Annotated in this window: 16 protein-coding genes and 1 pseudogene; 12 read left to right on the forward strand and 5 right to left on the reverse strand. The window is 72.7% G+C overall.

Going from position 1 to position 14,188, the window contains the following annotated elements:
- Positions 1–136: 136 nt before the first annotated feature.
- Positions 137–244 (forward strand): annotated as a pseudogene (locus ACFWIS_RS12445) (DNA-binding protein); the annotation flags it as partial.
- Between the two features lie 25 nt (positions 245–269).
- On the opposite strand, the gene ACFWIS_RS12450 reads toward ACFWIS_RS12445, so the two are convergent.
- Complete coding sequence (locus tag ACFWIS_RS12450; RefSeq protein ID WP_380452564.1) at positions 270–1,181, reverse strand: serine/threonine-protein kinase; 912 nt, start codon at positions 1,179–1,181, stop codon at positions 270–272.
- Positions 1,182–1,255: 74 nt separating this feature from the next.
- Between ACFWIS_RS12450 and ACFWIS_RS12455 the strand changes: the two genes are divergently transcribed.
- From ACFWIS_RS12455 to ACFWIS_RS12465, 3 genes are all read left to right on the forward strand, one after another.
- A complete protein-coding gene (locus ACFWIS_RS12455) occupies positions 1,256–1,801 on the forward strand; it encodes an RNA polymerase sigma factor (protein ID WP_380452566.1) in 546 nt (181 codons plus the stop codon).
- The gene (locus tag ACFWIS_RS12460; protein ID WP_380452568.1) at positions 1,798–2,577 is read left to right on the forward strand and encodes a hypothetical protein; all 780 of its coding nucleotides are present in this window, start codon (positions 1,798–1,800) and stop codon (positions 2,575–2,577) included. The genes ACFWIS_RS12455 and ACFWIS_RS12460 overlap by 4 nt, the downstream gene beginning before the upstream one ends.
- Positions 2,578–2,671: 94 nt before the next feature.
- On the forward strand, positions 2,672–3,352 hold the full coding sequence (locus tag ACFWIS_RS12465; protein WP_380452570.1) for a hypothetical protein: 681 nt from the start codon (positions 2,672–2,674) through the stop codon (positions 3,350–3,352).
- Positions 3,353–3,460: 108 nt separating this feature from the next.
- Here the strand turns inward: ACFWIS_RS12465 and ACFWIS_RS12470 are convergent, their stop codons facing one another.
- Complete coding sequence (locus ACFWIS_RS12470; protein ID WP_380452572.1) at positions 3,461–3,856, reverse strand: hypothetical protein; 396 nt, start codon at positions 3,854–3,856, stop codon at positions 3,461–3,463.
- Between the two features lie 300 nt (positions 3,857–4,156).
- On the opposite strand from ACFWIS_RS12470, the gene ACFWIS_RS12475 reads away from it, so the two are divergent.
- The 5 genes from ACFWIS_RS12475 (at position 4,157) to ACFWIS_RS12495 (ending at position 8,478) form a co-directional block, all read left to right on the forward strand.
- A complete protein-coding gene (locus ACFWIS_RS12475; protein WP_380452574.1) occupies positions 4,157–4,738 on the forward strand; it encodes a hypothetical protein in 582 nt (193 codons plus the stop codon).
- Positions 4,739–4,834: 96 nt separating this feature from the next.
- Entirely contained in the window at positions 4,835–5,860 is a 1,026-nt protein-coding gene (locus ACFWIS_RS12480) for an ABC transporter ATP-binding protein (RefSeq protein WP_380452576.1), read from the forward strand.
- Positions 5,844–6,743: an ABC transporter permease gene (locus ACFWIS_RS12485; RefSeq protein WP_380452578.1), complete on the forward strand. Its 900-nt coding sequence runs from the start codon at positions 5,844–5,846 to the stop codon at positions 6,741–6,743. Before ACFWIS_RS12480 ends, ACFWIS_RS12485 begins: the two co-directional genes overlap by 17 nt.
- A gap of 66 nt (positions 6,744–6,809) precedes the next feature.
- The gene (locus ACFWIS_RS12490) at positions 6,810–7,727 is read left to right on the forward strand and encodes an ABC transporter ATP-binding protein (RefSeq protein ID WP_380452580.1); all 918 of its coding nucleotides are present in this window, start codon (positions 6,810–6,812) and stop codon (positions 7,725–7,727) included.
- 34 nt (positions 7,728–7,761) lie between these two features.
- Positions 7,762–8,478: an ABC transporter permease gene (locus tag ACFWIS_RS12495; RefSeq protein ID WP_380452582.1), complete on the forward strand. Its 717-nt coding sequence runs from the start codon at positions 7,762–7,764 to the stop codon at positions 8,476–8,478.
- Positions 8,479–8,539: 61 nt separating this feature from the next.
- Here the strand turns inward: ACFWIS_RS12495 and ACFWIS_RS12500 are convergent, their stop codons facing one another.
- The 3 genes from ACFWIS_RS12500 to ACFWIS_RS12510 form a co-directional block, all read right to left on the reverse strand.
- Positions 8,540–9,778, reverse strand: coding sequence for a CynX/NimT family MFS transporter (locus ACFWIS_RS12500; protein WP_380452584.1), 1,239 nt, complete (start codon positions 9,776–9,778; stop codon positions 8,540–8,542).
- Positions 9,779–9,875: 97 nt separating this feature from the next.
- Positions 9,876–10,607, reverse strand: coding sequence for a FadR/GntR family transcriptional regulator (locus ACFWIS_RS12505; protein ID WP_380452586.1), 732 nt, complete (start codon positions 10,605–10,607; stop codon positions 9,876–9,878).
- Positions 10,608–10,786: 179 nt separating this feature from the next.
- Complete coding sequence (locus ACFWIS_RS12510; RefSeq protein WP_380452588.1) at positions 10,787–11,104, reverse strand: hypothetical protein; 318 nt, start codon at positions 11,102–11,104, stop codon at positions 10,787–10,789.
- A 201-nt stretch (positions 11,105–11,305) separates the two neighbouring features.
- Between ACFWIS_RS12510 and ACFWIS_RS12515 the strand changes: the two genes are divergently transcribed.
- Genes ACFWIS_RS12515 through ACFWIS_RS12525 form a run of 3 tightly spaced genes read left to right on the forward strand, consistent with a single transcriptional unit; the run spans position 11,306 to position 14,029 of the window.
- Positions 11,306–12,631, forward strand: coding sequence for a sensor domain-containing protein (locus tag ACFWIS_RS12515; protein ID WP_380452590.1), 1,326 nt, complete (start codon positions 11,306–11,308; stop codon positions 12,629–12,631).
- Positions 12,622–13,266 (forward strand): response regulator, encoded by a 645-nt coding sequence (locus ACFWIS_RS12520; RefSeq protein ID WP_380452592.1) that lies wholly within the window; start codon positions 12,622–12,624, stop codon positions 13,264–13,266. The genes ACFWIS_RS12515 and ACFWIS_RS12520 overlap by 10 nt, the downstream gene beginning before the upstream one ends.
- A gap of 19 nt (positions 13,267–13,285) precedes the next feature.
- The gene (locus ACFWIS_RS12525; RefSeq protein WP_380452594.1) at positions 13,286–14,029 is read left to right on the forward strand and encodes a DUF4097 family beta strand repeat-containing protein; all 744 of its coding nucleotides are present in this window, start codon (positions 13,286–13,288) and stop codon (positions 14,027–14,029) included.
- Positions 14,030–14,188 lie beyond the last annotated feature (159 nt).

Below are 14,188 nucleotides of genomic sequence, written 5' to 3' on the forward strand. Positions count from 1 at the left end.
CACACCACGCCGCCCATCGCGAAGGGGCCGCTCCGGAGGATGCCGCGTGAACGGCACCCTCGTTCTCGATAACGAGGCGCTGTCCAAGCCCTCCCGGAGGCGGGTCCGCCGGGTCGGCGGGTTCGGCGAGTGCGGCGTGACCGAACGCTTCGAGACGGTCGTGTTGGACTCGCAAGGATTGTCCTCGTGGATCACGCAGGACCGCGGCGTGCTGGCGATGCTCCAGGTGTTCCACGGCATGGGGGGCCGTCGTCATCGTCGACGCGGATTCAACGCCGCAGCCAGCTCAGCAGGGCCGTCGCCGTGAACACCGCGCCCGACGCAAGACAGACCGCGCGCGGGGTCAGCCACCGCGGGCCTTCGAGGGGCTGGGACTGCGGAACCGGAGCCAGCAGCGCGTCCGCGAAGGCCTGGGCGGTCGGCGGTCGGTCTGCCGGTTCGACGGACATCGCGGCCCGTAGCAGCAGGACGACGTTCGGTGGGAGCTCCGTTGCGGCTGGGAGCGCCGGCAGCGTCGAGGCGGTCGGCTGGTCGGTCATCAGGGCTGTGGCGCGTCCGCCCGGGCCGAACGGCTTCTGCCCGGTCAGCAGCTCGTAGGCCACGACGGCCAGCGCGTACACGTCGGCCCGCCCGTCCAACCCGCCGGTCTGGAAGGCCTGTTCCGGTGCCATGTACGCGGGCGTGCCCGTGGTCACCGTCAGCCCGGACGCGTCGGCCAGTTGCTTCGCGCTGCCCAGATCCGCCACCAGCACCTCGGCCGGTGCAGGGCCGTCGGCGAGCAGCAGGTTGGACGGTTTGACGTCGCGGTGCACCACGCCCGCCTCGTGCAGGACCTGGACCGCGTAGCCCGCCTCCGCGGCCAGCCGCAGCGCCTCCTGCGGGTCGCACCGCCCGACCCGGTCCGCCAGGGTGCCGCCACGTACGTAGTCCATGACGAAGTAGGGCCGCTCCTCCTGCACCCCGACGTCGTGCACCCGGACCACCCGCGGGCTGGCGATCCGGCGCAGCAGCCTCGCCTCCGCCAGGAACCGCTCGCGCACATCGGCGTTGGCGGCCCAGTTCTCGGCCAGCACCTTCACCGCGACCTCGGTGTCGAGCTCCGGATCGTAGGCCTTCCAGACCGTGGCGAAGGAGCCGGCTCCGAGCCGCTCCAGGAGGAGGTAACGGCCGAGCTTGCGCATGTGGGAGCATTCTGCCGGAGTCGGGGGGAGCGTGGAACACCCGTACTCGGGGCGGGACGAACGGGGGGATCCGGGTGTTGGAGGAAGGCGAGCTGGAGCGGCTCGTGGCGGCTGCCCAGGCGGGGGACCCGGGGTCGATGGAGTACCTGCTGGCGAAGTTGCGGCCGGTGGTGCTGCGCCGCTGCTCGCGCTTCCTGCCCCACCACGCCGACGCGGAGGAGGCCGCGCAGGACGCGCTGCTGTCCATCAGCACGCACCTGGGCGGGTACGGCGGCCGCGGCTCCTTCCTGGGCTGGGTGACGGTGATCGCCTCGAACGCCGCCCGGTCCACCTACCGCTCGATGCGCCGGCGCGCCGAGGACAGCCACGCCGACCTCCCCGAGTCCGTCGACCCGCGCACCACCAGCGTCATCGCCGGGACCAGGCTCGACGTGATGGAGGCGCTGGCCGCGCTGGAGCAGCAGCACCCCACCCTGGTGGAGTCCTTCGTGCTGCGCGACCTGGGCGACCTGACCTACGCCCAGGCCGCCGAGCAACTGGGCATCCCGTTGGGCACGGTCAGGGACCGGATCCACCAGGCTCGCCGCTTCATGCGCGAGCGTCTGGTCGCCGATCTGTGAACGGCGGTCCCGCTGCGGGCGGCGGCCACGCCGTCGTCCGACCCCGGTACGCCGTCGCCGCCCTGGTGGCGGCCGCCGCGCTCGGACTGGCGACCGGCCGGTTCGTCCTGCCACCGCCACCCGGCGGGGCCGTCCCGAGGTCTGCGCCCGCGTCCTCCGGTTCCCTCTCCGCCTCCGCCTCGCCGACCGGCGCGACCGGGCCGGTGACGACCGCGAACCTGCTGGGACCGGCGGCGTTCGGCCCGGACGTCAGCATCGGGCGGATCCACGTCACCGACCGGTACGGCGACGGGGTCTACGCCAACGCGGCCTGCACCGGCGAGAAGACCCTCAGCCAGACCCTGGGCGGGCCCGGTGCCCACTTCCGCGGACTGATGACCACCACCCGCACCGATCCGGGTGACCCCACGGTGGCCGTCGCCTCTGCCGACCAGGTCGCCCGCGAGGTCGCCGCCGAGACACCGAGCCCTGCTCGGGCGCAGAACTTCAGCGAGCGTCTGCTGCTGGAGGAGGTGCCCTGCCAGGAGGAATCGCCGGGGCACTGGGTCTACGGAAAGACCACGACGCTGCAACTCGCCCCGGACGTCACCGCGAGTTGGATGGGCCTCTACCCGGGAGCGCTCAACACCACCGGCAGAGCGCCCGAGGGCAAGGAGCCCTGCGGCGGCATCGCCGTGCTGCGCAGCGGCAGCCACTACGGGGTGCTGGAGGTCGATGCCTGCCTGGGGACGGCCGCGATGGACCGCGTCGTCAGGGCCGCTCTGTCACAGCTGTGAAACAGCCGGTCAGGGCTCCAACATTTGTTCCTCCGGCGGCATCTCCCCGGTTGTACGAGGACGCAGCAGGCGTCCCGACCAGCAGGGGGACCAGATGACCGAGAACCAGGCCGTCCAGCAGAAGTCCGTTCGCCGCAACCGGGTCGCCGCCGCGGCCTGCTTCGCCGCCGCACTGATCACGGTCAGCGTCGTCGGCACCCAGTCGGCCACCGCCGACGGCGCCACGCACAACGCGCCGCACCGCGCCGCGGTCGCCGCGCCCGGACTCGGCTCCGCCGCCCTCGTCCAGAGCGAGGACTACGTCCAGCAGGGCCTGAACCCGGTCGGCGCGACCGTTTCGCTGACCGGACGCCAGGGGCTGTCCGCGTGCTCCGGCGAGGAGACGATGCGCGACCTGACCAAGGGCGAGGCCACCGGGTACGCGTCCGTGACCTGGAGCTTCGACACCGACGGCCGACTGATCGAGTCGGCGGCGAGCGCCCCCACCGGGACCGCCGCCGACACCTGGGAGAAGCAGCTCGTCGCGCTCGTCGAGGACTGCCGGGACGAGCCCGCCGGCCACTGGTACTACGGCGCGGCCCACACCCTGACCGTCACCGGCGGCGCCGCCCACTGGTACCCGGCGTACAACGGCGACGGCACCGTCAGCGGCGGGGTCGCGGTCCTGCGCAGCGGCACCAGGGTCGCCGTCGTCGAGCTCACCCGCCAGCCCACCGACGCCCCGAACTACGTCGAAGGCATCGCCACCGCGGCGCTGAACCGCCTCTCCTCCTGAACGGCAGCCCGGCTCCGCCCCGCGCCGCCGGGCGGAGCCGGGCGGCCGAGTACGCGGGTTCCTCCTCGGGAGTGGGCGTAGGCGCCGCCGGTGTTCCTCCGGCCCTGGTCAGCCCTGGCTGCTCGCGAAGGGGTCGACATCGAGGCCGCCGCAGACGTCGAGGGTGCCGTTGTCGACGCCGCCGGTCACGGCCACCTGCGTCTGCTGGGTGGTGTTCGGCAGGATGATCGAGACCTTGGAGCCGGTCACCGCGCACACGTGACGGCCGGAGGCGGAGGCCTGGCCGTTCACGTCGCTGTAGAGCAGATCCGCGCTGGCCCGGGCTCCCGGGGCCGTCTTCCCGGACGCGGCCGGGGCCGGTGCCGACGACACGGAGCCCGCCGTCGAGGATGCGGAGCCCGCCGCCGAGGACGAGTCGGTGCCCGGGCCGTCGCAGGCGGTCAGCGCGAGGCCGGCGGTCAGGACGGCAGCAGCGGTGGCGATCAGGCGTGAGGCGGTGCGCATGTGTTTCCCCCGGAGGGCAGGGCGTTCCTGCCGTTCCATGTCGCTCTCGTTCGTGAACCTTCAGTGCCAGTTGTATCCCGCGATGATCCACGGCTTCGTGCGCCGACCGTCACAGCCGTGCCACAGCGGTGAGGGTCACCGCATGGCCGCACGCATGGCCGCACACATGCCCGCACAGCAACCCCGGGACGCCGCGCCGGCGCAGGCCCCGGTCCACGTCCAGGAGTCCCGTGGGCGGGAGGCGCTAGTCTGTCCGCCGCACCTTCATCTGATCATGCGTTAAACGGGGGTTCTTTCGTCATGTCTGCATCCAGGAGGCTGCTCGCCACCGCTCTGGTCGCCACCGCCGCGCTGGGCCTCGCGGCCTGCGGCCCGGACAACACGTCCGACCAGGGCGCCGGCGGCGCCACCGCGACCGCCGCGCCGGCCGGTGCCGGCGCCGCGTCGCCCACCGCCGCTCCGGCCACCGGCACCGCCAAGCCCGCGCCGAGCGGCAAGCCCACCGACGGCGGCCCGGAGGGCTTCTGCACCAGCGACCCGCTGCCCGCCGGGCAGAAGTGGATCAACGTCGAGAAGGGCACCAGCGCGACGGCCCTGGTCTACAAGGAGACCAAGGACGCCTGCGGCGTCGACGACGTCGCCCACGAGGCGGTGGGCCCCGACAAGACCGCGCAGTTCGCGCCCACCGTCAAGGGCCACCTCAAGTCGGTCGTCGCCGCACCGAAGGACGTCAACGCGGCCGACCTGGCGAAGCACATCAACGAGTGCATCGCCACGCCGGGGAACCAGAAGGGCTTCTACCCCTGTTCGAGCGGCGTCTACAAGGTCGCGTTCGACGCCTCCGGCAAGGTCACCGAGATGTGGGAGCGTCCGAGCTCCTGATCCGACGGCGGACGTGACACCGGGCCGGGCGGCCCCCTAGGGGTGGCCCGGCCCGGTGTCATACCGGGGCACTAGACGGCCTCGTCATTCCAGCTCATGGCCCTTGTGGCAGAGGCCCGTTACGTTGAGGGCGTGTCCACTGCTGTCATCAAGACCGAGGGCCTCAGCAAGAGGTTCCCCCGGGTCACCGCCCTCGACCAGCTGACCGTCGAGGTGCAGCCCGGGGTCGTCGGGCTGGTCGGGGCCAACGGGGCGGGCAAGTCCACCCTGATCAAGATCCTGCTCGGGCTCTCCCCGGCGACCGCCGGCCGCGGCGAGGTGCTCGGCCTGGACATCGCCACCCGGGGCTCGGAGATCCGCGAGCGGGTCGGCTACATGCCCGAGCACGACTGCCTGCCGCCGGACGTCTCCGCGACCGAGTTCGTGGTGCACATGGCGCGGATGGCCGGGCTGCCCGCCACCGCCGCCCGCGAGCGCACCGCGGACACGCTGCGGCACGTCGGCCTGTACGAGGAGCGCTACCGCCCGATGGGCGGCTACTCGACGGGCATGAAGCAGCGGGTGAAGCTGGCCCAGGCGCTGGTGCACGACCCCAAGCTGGTGCTGCTGGACGAGCCGACCAACGGCCTGGACCCGGCCGGCCGGGACGAGATGCTCGGCCTGATCCGCCGCGTGCACACCGACTTCGGGATCTCGGTGCTGGTCACCACCCACCTGCTGGGCGAGCTGGAGCGCACCTGCGACCACCTGGTGGTCATCGACGGCGGCAAGCTGCTGCGCTCCTCCTCCACCGCCTCCTTCACCGAGGCGACGGCCGTCCTCGCGGTCGAGGTCACCGACCACCCGGAGGACGCGATCGCCGAGCCCGGCGCCGAGGTCCGGGCGCGGCTCGCGGCCGGCGGGCTGGAGGTCCAGGCGGAGGGCTCGCACCTGCTGCTGGTCCGGCTGGCCGGCGAGGACACCTACGACACCATCCGCGACACGGTCGCCGAACTCGGCCTCGGCCTGGTCCGGTTGGAGCAGCGCCGGCACCGGGTCGCCGAGCTCTTCACCGCCGACACGGACGGCACCGACGGCACCGACGGCACCAGGGGAGGTAAGGACGATGCCGCAGCCTCCTGACACCAGGCCCGCCGACACCGGCGTCATCCACGACATCGGCTACCGCGGCTACACCGGCCCGCGCCTGGGCCGTGGCTACGCGACCCGCTCGCTCTTCACCCAGAGCCTGCGCGCCACCTACGGACTGGGCCGCTCCGGCAAGTCCAAGGTGCTGCCGATGCTGCTGCTGGGCGTGGTCACCGTCCCGGCGATGATCTTCGTCGCGGCCGCGGTCTACCTGAAGCGGGACGAACTGCCGGTCGAGTACGCCGGCTACCTCTCCAGCCTCAGCCTGGTGGTGTCGATCTTCCTCGCCTCCCAGGCGCCGGTGCTGCTCTCGAGGGACCTCCGGTACCACACCGTCCCGCTCTACTTCTCCCGCCCGATCACCCGCGCCGACTACGTCCGGGCCAAGTTCGCCGCCATGGCCTGTGCCCAACTCCTTCTGATGGCAGCGCCGTTGCTGGTGCTGTACATCGGTGCGCTGCTCGCCGGGATGGACTTCGGGCACAACACCGGCCACTTCCTGTACGGCCTGGCGGCGGCCGTGCTGTACGCCCTGGTGCCGACCTCGGTGGCGCTGGTGATCGCCGCGAGCACCCCGCGCCGAGGCTTCGGGGTGGCCGCCATCATGGGCTACCTGGCGGTGAGTTCGACGGTCGCGGCGGTCGTGGTGGGCATGAGCAGCCCGAGCCCGGGCGGCTCGGACGCGGCCCAGTGGACGGCGCTGATCTCGCCGAACGGCCTGGTGGAGGCGCTGGTCAACGAGGTGTTCGACCTCGGTGACGGCATCGACCGCCGGCACGCCCCGGGCGCGCTCGGCACGCTGGTGTTCGCCCTGGTCGCGGTGGCGATGGTGGCGGGGGCGTACCGGCTCCTGCTGCGCCGCTACAGCCGCGTCTGATCGACCGCGTCCGATCAACCACGTCCGATCAACCGCAGTGTCCGGCAAGACGTCTGAGAGGGCGGCATGGCCACCATCACCATTGACAAGGTCTCCCGCTGGTTCGGGAACGTGGTCGCGGTCAACGACATCACGATGTCGATCGGCCCCGGCATCACCGGCCTGCTGGGGCCCAACGGCGCGGGCAAGTCCACCCTCATCCACATGATGAGCGGCTTCCTCGCCCCGTCCAGCGGCGCGGTCACCCTGGACGGCGCGCCGATCTGGCGCAACCAGCAGGTGTACCGGCAGATCGGCCTGGTCCCCGAGCGGGAGTCGATGTACGACTACCTGACCGGCTGGGAGTTCGTCCTCGCCAACGCCGAACTCCACGGCCTGCCCCAGCCCGGCGCCGCTGCCCGGCGGGCCCTGGACCTGGTCGAGATGGCCCACGCCAAGGACCGCCGCACCGGGACGTACTCCAAGGGCATGAAGCAGCGGGTCAAGATGGCCTCGGCGCTGGTCCACGACCCGGCCGTGCTGCTGCTGGACGAGCCCTTCAACGGCATGGACCCGCGCCAGCGGCTGCAGCTGATGGAGTTGCTGCGCCGCTTCGGCGCGGACGGCCGGACGGTGCTGTTCTCCTCCCACATCCTGGAGGAGGTCGAGCAACTGGCCCGGCACATCGAGGTGGTGGTGGCCGGACGGCACGCCGCCTCGGGCGACTTCCGGCGGATCCGGCGGCTGATGACCGACCGCCCGCACCGCTACCTGGTCCGCTCCAGCGACGACCGCCGGCTCGCCGCCGCGCTGATCGCCGACGGCTCGACCACCGGCATCGAGGTGGACGGCCGGGAGCGGGCACTGCGGATCGAGGCGGTGAACTTCCAGGGCTTCACGACCCTGCTGCCCAGGGTCGCCCGGGAGGCCGGCATCCGGCTGTACACCGTCTCCCCGGCGGACGAGTCGCTGGAGAGCGTCTTCGCCTACCTGGTGTCCGCATGACCTCCACTGTTGCCCGGGAAGGGGCCGACCGACCATGAACCCCACCGTCGCCAGGCTGACCCTGCGCGGCCTGCTCGGCCGCCGCCGCGGCGTCCTGCTCCTGGCGGCCCCCGCCCTGCTGCTGGTCGTCTCGGCCATCGCGAGCGGGTCGAGCGGGGACGCGCACAGCCTGACCGTCAAGATCCTCGGCCAGCTGGACCTCGGCACCCTCGTCCCGATCCTCGGCCTGGTGATCGGCACCGGCGTGATCGCCACCGAGATCGACGACGGCTCGATCGTCTACCTGCTCGCCAAACCGCTGCCGCGCCGGCAGATCATCACCACCAAGCTGACCGTCGCGATCGGCACCACCTGGGTGTTCGCCGCCGTCCCGACGCTGCTCGCCGGGCTGCTGCTGTACGGCACCGAGGACGGCGTGGCGCTCGGCTACACCGTCGCCGTACTGGTCGCCGGGGCCGCGTACAGCGCGCTGTTCCTGCTGCTCGGCGTGGTCACCCGGCACGCGGTGGTGGCCGGGCTGGCGTACGCGCTGATCTGGGAGTCGCTGATCGGAAACTTCGTCGAGGGCGCCCGGACGCTGAGCATCCAGCAGTGGGGACGGGCGGTCGCCGAGGCGGTGGCCGGGGACTCCGCGATCGGCGCCGACGTCTCCCTCGGGGTGGCCGTCCCGCTGCTGCTGGTGGTCGCCGTCGGGGCCACGGTGCTGGCCTCGGTGAAGCTCGCCGGGCTGACCCTCGCCGCCGACGAGTAGGGCCTCGGCTTCGCCTTCGAGTAGGGCCTGGCCCTCACCCTCCGACGGGTGACCCCGGGCCCTACAGGGTCCGGTTCCGTCCGGCCCCGAAGCCGGCCGCGCCGACCACCAGGACCAGCACCAGCATCAGCACCAGGGTGGCGTCCCAGCCGCCGGTGAGCTGGTGCAGCGCACCGGCGCCGACCGGGCCGGCCGCCGCGACCAGGTAGCCGATCGCCTGGGACATGCCGCCCAGCTGGGCGGCGCCGGCCGCGGTGCCGGTGCGCAGCACGATGAAGGCCAGGCCGAGGCCCAGCGAACCGCCCTGGGCCACACCGAGGACGGCCGCCGTCGCCCAGGCGCCGGAGACCGGCGCGACCAGCAGCATCGCGATGCCGAGCCCGTTCAGGGCGGCCATGGTGACCGCCAGGGCGCGCTGGCTGGTCATCCGGCCGGCCATCAGCGGCACCAGGAAGGCGCCGGCCACCTGGACCAGGTTGGAGAAGGCGAAGACCAGGCCGGCCTGGCCGCGGTCCATGCCGTGGTCGGCCAGGATGGTCGGCATCCAGGCGACCAGGGTGTAGACGAGCAGCGACGAGATGCCCATGAACAGGCTGATCTGCCAGGCCAGCGGGGACTTCCAGAGGCCCTCGATCGGCTTGGCGGGCCGGGTCGCGGTGGCGACCGCCGCCTGCTCCTGCCGGGAGCGCAGCACCTGCGGTAGCCAGGCCACCGCGGCGACCAGCGCGAGCAGCGACCAGGCGCCGAGCGAGGCCCGCCAGCCGCCGCCGAGCGCGTGCTCCAGCGGGACGGAGGTGCCGGCCGCGAGGGTCGCGCCGACCAGCATGGTGGTCGAGTAGACGCCGGTCATGGTGGCCGCGCGGTCCGGGAACTCCCGCTTGACCAGGCCCGGCATCGACACGTTCAGCACCGCGATGGCCACGCCGATCACCACGCAGCCCGCGTACAACGCGAACACCGAGGGCAGCACCCGCAGCAGCACGCCCGCGCCCAGCACCAGCACCGCGCCCAGCACGACCCGCTCGGCGCCGAACCGGCGGGTCAGCCGGGGGGCGAGCGGGGCGCCGACGCCCTGGAACAGCACCGGGACGGTGGTGATCAGCCCGCTCGCGGTGGCGGACAGCCCGAACGTCCGCTGGATCTCGGCGACCATCGGGGAGACGGCGGCCAGGCAGGCGCGCATGTTCAGCGCGACCAGCAGGATGCCGGTCAGCAGCAGGGCGGGGTGGGCCAGCCGGGCGCGGACGGGGAGCGGGGCGGGAGCGGTGACAACCGGCTGCTGGGCACGGGTGACGGCCATGGGTGTGCTGTTCTTTCCGTGGATCAGGAGTGGTGCGGGCACGGCGGAGGGAGGCCTCCACCGGCCGCGGGGAGGACGGAAGGGGGCTCGCGCCGTCCTATTTCCGGGCCGCGATGGCCGCGAGCAGCTGCTCGACGGCCGCGGTCGGCTCGGCGAGCAGCGCGCGGCACGCCGTCTCGGCGCGGTCCGGGTCGCCGCTCTCGATCGCGTCGACCAGTGCCTCGTGGGTGGCCACGACCGCCTCGGGCATCTCGTGGTCGCCGAACGCGGAGGTCATCGCCTCGCGCACGGAGGCGCCGAAGTAGCGGTACACCTCGGCCAGGGCCGGGTTGTGCGCGGCCTCGACGACGGCGGTGTGGAACTCAAGGTCGTGCTCGACGGTGGCCTCGCGGCTGGCCCGCTCGGGGTGCCGGGCGAAGACCTCGGCCTCCCGGGCCAGTGCGGCCCGCATCCGCCGGATGTCCTCGGGGGTGTGCCGCAGAGCGGCCAGTCGGGCGCCCTCGGTCTCCAGCGCCGCCCGGACCTCCAGGACGTCCCGGATGCCCGAGCGCTGGACGCCGCGCAGTACCGCCGCAGGGTCGCTGGTGGACCGTACGAAGGTGCCCTCGCCCTGCCGGGAGACCAGCATTCCGGCGTGCGCCAGCACCCGGATCGCCTCCCGTACGGTGTTCCGCCCGACCTGCAGCTGTTCGGCCAGCTCGTGCTCGGTGGGGATCTGCGAGCCCACCGGCCAGGCCCCGTCGGCCAGCTGCTCGCGCAGCCGGTCGATCGCGGTGTCCACCAGGGAACGCCGCCCGGCCGCCTGCAGGCCGTTGCCGCCGCTGCTCATACCGGGCCTCCCTTCGCACACCACTCATCGGTCGTCGGTCATCCTACAACCGCTTGCCCGGTCATCCTACAACTGGGGATGAACCCACGGTGGCCGCCACCGCATCGCGGCCGGTCGACCGCGGGGGCACCCCTCGACCGGGGCAGGGCGGGGCGGGACGGGGCGGGGCCCTGGGCCCGTTACGAGCGGCGCAGGGTCGGGGCGGTCCATGACAGCGAGACGCAGATGACCGAGGTGACGGCCCACACCAGGGGGACGGTCCACGGGCTCCACCACATGAGTGCCGGCGAGACGGCCGCGGCCGCCAGCAGCGCGACGGTGACCGGCGGCACGACGTCGCGCCGGGACCGCCTCAGCTGCTCACCGAGGACCTCTTCGACGATCTCGGCGACCCGGTCGTCGATGGTGTCCCCGTGGCGCACGAGGAACTGCTCGATGTCGTCGGTCCCGCCGGCCGGGCAGGGGCGGCCGGCGGCGTTCGAGTGTCGATCGGTCATGTCCCCACGATGTCGCACCGGGCGGCGCCGGGTCGGCAGCGTGAACCCACCGGCCGGACGGGGGGTAAACCCTACCCCCGCTGGTGGGCTCTCCTCGCTGTCGACGGGTCGTCGGGTTGGGTACCGTCCCCTTGTCGAATCGAGGTGCGGACGGTGAACTGGTCGCCGCCCGCACCGCCCACGAGAGCGGGTCCGAAGCAGTTGACCGAGAACATCGTCGGCCGTGCCACCGGCAGAGCCTGGACGGACGCCCGGCCACCCCGCGAGGTGGTGCCGGGCAATCCGCTGCGTGCGCTGGCCTCCCCCGTCCTGTGGTGGGCGTCGATCCACCTGGTACTCGACGGTCTGGTGGCGCTGGCGGGACTGGTCGTACTGGTCGTGATGGTCGCCGCCGTCTGCCTGGCGCCGGCCGGCCTGGTGGGTCTGCCGCTCACGGTGGCGGCGGGGTGGGCGCTGTTCCGGCTGGCCGCCGTCGAGCGCGCCCGGTTCGCCGTGACCTGCGGGCTGGAGCTCGACGAGCTGCCGGTGCCGGTCTGTTCGTGGCGGCTGGCCAAGTCGCTGCAGTCGCTCGTCCACAACCTCTGCACCTGGCGGCTGATCGGCTACTTCGTACTGATGATGCCGGTGGCGGTGGTGACCGTGGTCGGGGTGGCGCTGACCTGGGCCGTGCCGCTGACCATGGTGCTGCTTCCGGCCTACTACCGGGGCCTGCCCGGCGGCCAGGCCCAGCTCGGGCCGTTCGTGGTGGATTCCCTGCCCCGGGCGCTGCTGGTCGCGGCTGTGGCGCTGCTGGTCGGCGCGGTCCTCTCCCCGCTGATGGTCAGACTCCTGCTGGCGCTGGACACCGCGCTGGCCGTCGCACTGCTCTCCCGGCCCCGCGGCATGGAACTGGAGCAGCGGGTGACCGAGCTGACGGAAAGTCGAGCCCGGGTGGTGGACGCCGCCGAGGCGGAGCGCAAACGGATCGAGCGGGACCTGCACGACGGTGCCCAGCAACGCCTGGTGGCGATGTCGATCACCCTGGGCCGGGCCAGCTCGCGGTTGAAGAAGTCCGGTGACCACGAGACCAACGAGCTGGTCGAGGACGTCCGGCGGGAAACCCTCAGCACCATCGCCGAGTTGCGCAACCTGGCCCGCGGCCTGCACCCGCCGGTGCTGACCGACCGCGGCCTGGAGGCGTCGCTCTCCGCCGTCGCCGCGCTGGCTCCGGTGCCCGTGCGCCTCGACGTCCTGGTGGAGCCGCGCCCCTCCTCCGCCATCGAGGCGGTCGCCTACTTCACGGTGACCGAGGCGCTCACCAATGTGGCCAAACACGCTCATGCGACCCGCGCCTGGGTGGAGATCCGGCGGGAGGGCGCCCGATTGGACGTTACGGTTGGCGATGACGGACGTGGCGGAGCCGACCTCGCGGCCGGTACGGGTCTGACCGGTCTGGCGGACCGGGTGTCCGGGGTGGACGGGCGGTTCCGGATCAGCAGTCCGGTGGGTGGACCGACCGTGATCGAGGTGGAATTGCCGTGCGGGTAGTACTGGCCGAGGACTCCGCGCTGCTGCGCCAGGGCATCGAACTGCTGCTCAGCGAGCAGGGGATCGAGGTGGTCGCCGCGGTCCGCGACGGGGAGCAACTCCTGCGCGCGGTGGCCGAACACCGGCCGGACGCCTGTGTGACGGACGTCCGGATGCCGCCCACCTTCCTGGACGAGGGCCTGCGCGCCGCACTGGCGGTACGCGCCCGCTGGCCGGAGACCGGCGTCCTGGTGCTCTCCAACTACGTCGAGGAGCGCTACGCCATCGACCTGGTCAACTCCAATGACAACGGGGTCGGTTACCTGCTCAAGGACCGGGTGTCGGACGCCGAGGAGTTCGTGGACGCGCTGCGCCGGGTCGCCGCGGGTGAGACCGTCCTCGACCCGGAGGTGGTCAAGCAGCTGCTGGCCGGCAGCCGGCAGCGGGATCCGCTGTCCACCCTGACGCCGCGCGAGCGGGAGGTCCTCACGGCCATGGCGGGGGGCCGTTCCAACGCCGGGATCGCGGCCGATCTGGTGATCGGCACGGCGGCGGTGGAGAAGTACATCCGCAGCATCTTCGTGAAGTTCGATCTGCAGCAGGAGGCGGGAGACCACCGTCGCGTGCTCGCCGTGCTGCGCTACCTGGGAGCTTGAGATCAGTACCACACCGAAGATGCGCCGCGGATGCTTCCTCATGGGGCTGGCCGTCCTCGTCGCGGTCGTCGCCGTGGCCAGTTGGGGTGTGGTCGCCCTGCTTCCGGTGCAGCACCGGTACAGCGGCAACTGGCAGCAGGACGCGGCGGGCGCCCGCCAGGTGACGGTCCGGACCGACGGACTCGGTGTGACGCTGGATCAGGACGGCTCCTCGCAGGTCACGGTGGCCATGGACGGCAGCTACACGGGCCGTGTCCCGCAGGTCTCCGTCGCCAGGTCCGGGCCGGACGTCACGGTCACCGCCGGCTGCTCCGGCGACTGCTCGGGGCACCTGCGGATCACGGTTCCGGCCGGCCTGGCCGCGCAGGTGAGCACCGGGGACGCCGGGATCCAGGCGAAGGGCCTGACCGGCCGACTGGATCTGACCACCGGGCTGGGCGGGGTCGAGGTGGACCAGTCGTCCGGCCCGCTGACCGTGCGGAGCACGTACGGCGCGGTGACCCTCGCCGACAGCAGCGCCCCGAACGCCGAGGTGATCACCACCGACGGCGCGGTCAGCGCCTCCTTCACGGCGGCACCCGCCTCCCTGAAGGTCACCACGGGCTACGGCGGGGTCGACCTCAAGGTGCCTCACGACGCCACCTACCACGTCGACGCGCAGAGCTCCTGGTCGTCGCCGAGCGTCTCGCTGCCGAACACCGCCGTGGACGCGCCGCGCAGCGTGGTGGTGAAGACCACGCGCGGCGGCATCACGGTCCACTGAGCACGCCCGTGCAGAGCGAGGAGCCACCGCCGGTGCGGGGCGGTTCATCGTCCGGGTGAGCAGCTCGAACGGGTAGCCGAGCTTGCCGAGACCTGACCCGACCTGACCCGACCTGACCCGACCCGACCTGACCCGACCTGACCTGACCCGACCTGACCT

Source organism: Kitasatospora sp. NPDC127060, from assembly GCF_042724935.1.
Taxonomy (GTDB): Bacteria; Actinomycetota; Actinomycetes; order Streptomycetales; family Streptomycetaceae; genus Kitasatospora.

Bases quoted from the DNA above. Each gene is read 5' to 3' on its own strand.
- ACFWIS_RS12480 (WP_380452576.1), top strand. From the start codon at position 4,835: ATGGCCCTTGTGGCAGAGGCCCGTTACGTTGAGGGCGTGTCCACTGCT.
- ACFWIS_RS12470 (WP_380452572.1), bottom strand. From the start codon at position 3,856: ATGCGCACCGCCTCACGCCTGATCGCCACCGCTGCTGCCGTCCTGACC.
- ACFWIS_RS12475 (WP_380452574.1), top strand. From the start codon at position 4,157: ATGTCTGCATCCAGGAGGCTGCTCGCCACCGCTCTGGTCGCCACCGCC.
- ACFWIS_RS12505 (WP_380452586.1), bottom strand. From the start codon at position 10,607: ATGAGCAGCGGCGGCAACGGCCTGCAGGCGGCCGGGCGGCGTTCCCTG.
- ACFWIS_RS12465 (WP_380452570.1), top strand. From the start codon at position 2,672: ATGACCGAGAACCAGGCCGTCCAGCAGAAGTCCGTTCGCCGCAACCGG.
- ACFWIS_RS12495 (WP_380452582.1), top strand. From the start codon at position 7,762: ATGAACCCCACCGTCGCCAGGCTGACCCTGCGCGGCCTGCTCGGCCGC.
- ACFWIS_RS12485 (WP_380452578.1), top strand. From the start codon at position 5,844: ATGCCGCAGCCTCCTGACACCAGGCCCGCCGACACCGGCGTCATCCAC.
- ACFWIS_RS12510 (WP_380452588.1), bottom strand. From the start codon at position 11,104: ATGACCGATCGACACTCGAACGCCGCCGGCCGCCCCTGCCCGGCCGGC.
- ACFWIS_RS12490 (WP_380452580.1), top strand. From the start codon at position 6,810: ATGGCCACCATCACCATTGACAAGGTCTCCCGCTGGTTCGGGAACGTG.
- ACFWIS_RS12500 (WP_380452584.1), bottom strand. From the start codon at position 9,778: ATGGCCGTCACCCGTGCCCAGCAGCCGGTTGTCACCGCTCCCGCCCCG.
- ACFWIS_RS12450 (WP_380452564.1), bottom strand. From the start codon at position 1,181: ATGCGCAAGCTCGGCCGTTACCTCCTCCTGGAGCGGCTCGGAGCCGGC.
- ACFWIS_RS12525 (WP_380452594.1), top strand. From the start codon at position 13,286: ATGCGCCGCGGATGCTTCCTCATGGGGCTGGCCGTCCTCGTCGCGGTC.